This window comes from Cellulomonas septica (genome assembly GCF_012396155.1).
Classification (GTDB): domain Bacteria; phylum Actinomycetota; class Actinomycetes; order Actinomycetales; family Cellulomonadaceae; genus Cellulomonas; species Cellulomonas septica.
The window spans coordinates 1-1,483 of record NZ_JAAXOY010000761.1; the positions used below are offsets into that span (position 1 = coordinate 1).

Consider the following 1,483-nt stretch of genomic DNA (forward strand, 5'->3'; position numbering starts at 1 on the left):
CCGTCGGGTCCCGTGTCCTGCACGCCGAGGTCGAGGACGGCGGCGTCGGTCGCGGCGCGTGCCGGGTCGACGGGCCGGTCGAGCTGCTGGACGTGCGGGTCAGGCGCGCCTGCGCCAGCAGCGCCGACACGGGCGCGAGGTCAGGGCGTCCACCAGGGCTCGCGGACGGCGTCGCAGACGACGGTGACGTGCGGGCGGAGTCGCCGAGCCCGACGACGGCGTCGGCCTCCGCCGGGGTCAGGTCCGTCAGGCGGACCGCCCACCGTGGGTCGGTGCCGACCTGCACCTCGGTGCTGCTGCGTCGCAGGACGCGCAGGCCAGGACGCAGACGCATGAGCTCCTCCTCGGACGGTCGCGCCACTGTGGCACCGACCGCCGCGCACCGGAGCACGTCGTCCACAAGCTCCCGGGCCGGGGACGACGAGCGGCGCCGTCCGAGCGGACGGGTCGGGGGAACGCGAGCGGCGCCGGTCGACCGGACGGGTCGGGGAACACGAAGGGCGCCGTCCGACCGGACGGCGCCCTCTGCGCGGTGGTGCTCAGGCCTTGCCGAGGATGCGGTTGAGCTTGGTGCCGCAGACCGGGCACGTGGCCTTCGCCATGCGTCGCCCGGAGTCCGACACGACGACCTCGCCCTCCGCCTCGCGCTTCTCCTTGCACTTCACGCAGTAGAACTCGCCTGCATAGGTGTCCGCCATCGGGTTCCCTCCCACGGTCTCGAGCACCGGACCGGGGGACGGTGCCGGTGGCCGGCCGCGGTCCCGACGGGTGCGCCCGAGCGTCGTCCACAGTAGCGGCGCAGGACCCCCGCGACCGCGTGATCATGCGGAACACGCCGCGCGCGAGCGGGTGAAGAGCGGGACGAGCCCACCCGGGAGGGCTACCGTGCAGGTGTGCAGCCCACGGACGACCTGTCGCAGGTCGAGGTCCGCCGTTCGCGCCGGCGTGCGCGCACGGTGACGGCGTGGCGCGAGGGCGACAAGACGATCGTCGCGATCCCGGCGCGGTTCACGCGTGCGCAGGAGCTCGAGTGGGTGCGCCGGATGATGACGCGGCTCGCCGCGCAGGAGCGTCGCCGGCGGCCGTCGGACGAGGAGCTCGCGGCGCGCGCCGCCGACCTCTCCGCCCGCTACCTGGGGGGACGGGCGCGCCCGACGAGCGTCGCGTGGTCGAGCAACCAGGGCCGCCGGTGGGGGTCGTGCACCCCGAGCGACGGGACGATCCGGCTGTCCGACCGGCTGCGCGGCATGCCGCGGTGGGTCGTCGACTACGTGCTGCTGCACGAGCTCGCGCACCTGCTGCACGCGGGGCACGGGCCCGACTTCTGGGCGGAGCTCGACGCGTACCCGCGGACGCAGCGCGCGATCACCGACGCGGGTGTCGCGCTCCTCACGGCGGACGTGACGCTCGCGGAGTCGGTCATCGCGGCGGACGTCGAGATCGACGCGATCGAGCGCGACCTGGACGAGCGCTGCGTGCTCCT

2 protein-coding genes and 1 pseudogene are annotated in these 1,483 nt (G+C 75.1%); 1 reads left to right on the top strand and 2 read right to left on the bottom strand.

Translation table 11 applies throughout. The features are described 5' to 3' along the window. A pseudogene (locus tag HGA02_RS20590) lies at window positions 1-334 on the bottom strand (hypothetical protein); the annotation flags it as partial. A gap of 205 nt (window positions 335-539) precedes the next feature. Then, entirely contained in the window at window positions 540-698 is a 159-nt protein-coding gene (locus tag HGA02_RS18915) for a DUF5679 domain-containing protein (protein WP_124343092.1), read from the bottom strand. Between the two features lie 195 nt (window positions 699-893). On the opposite strand from HGA02_RS18915, the gene HGA02_RS18920 reads away from it, so the two are divergent. Beyond that, a partial coding sequence (locus tag HGA02_RS18920; protein ID WP_343035626.1) for a SprT-like domain-containing protein occupies window positions 894-1,483 on the top strand: 590 nt, incomplete at its 3' end.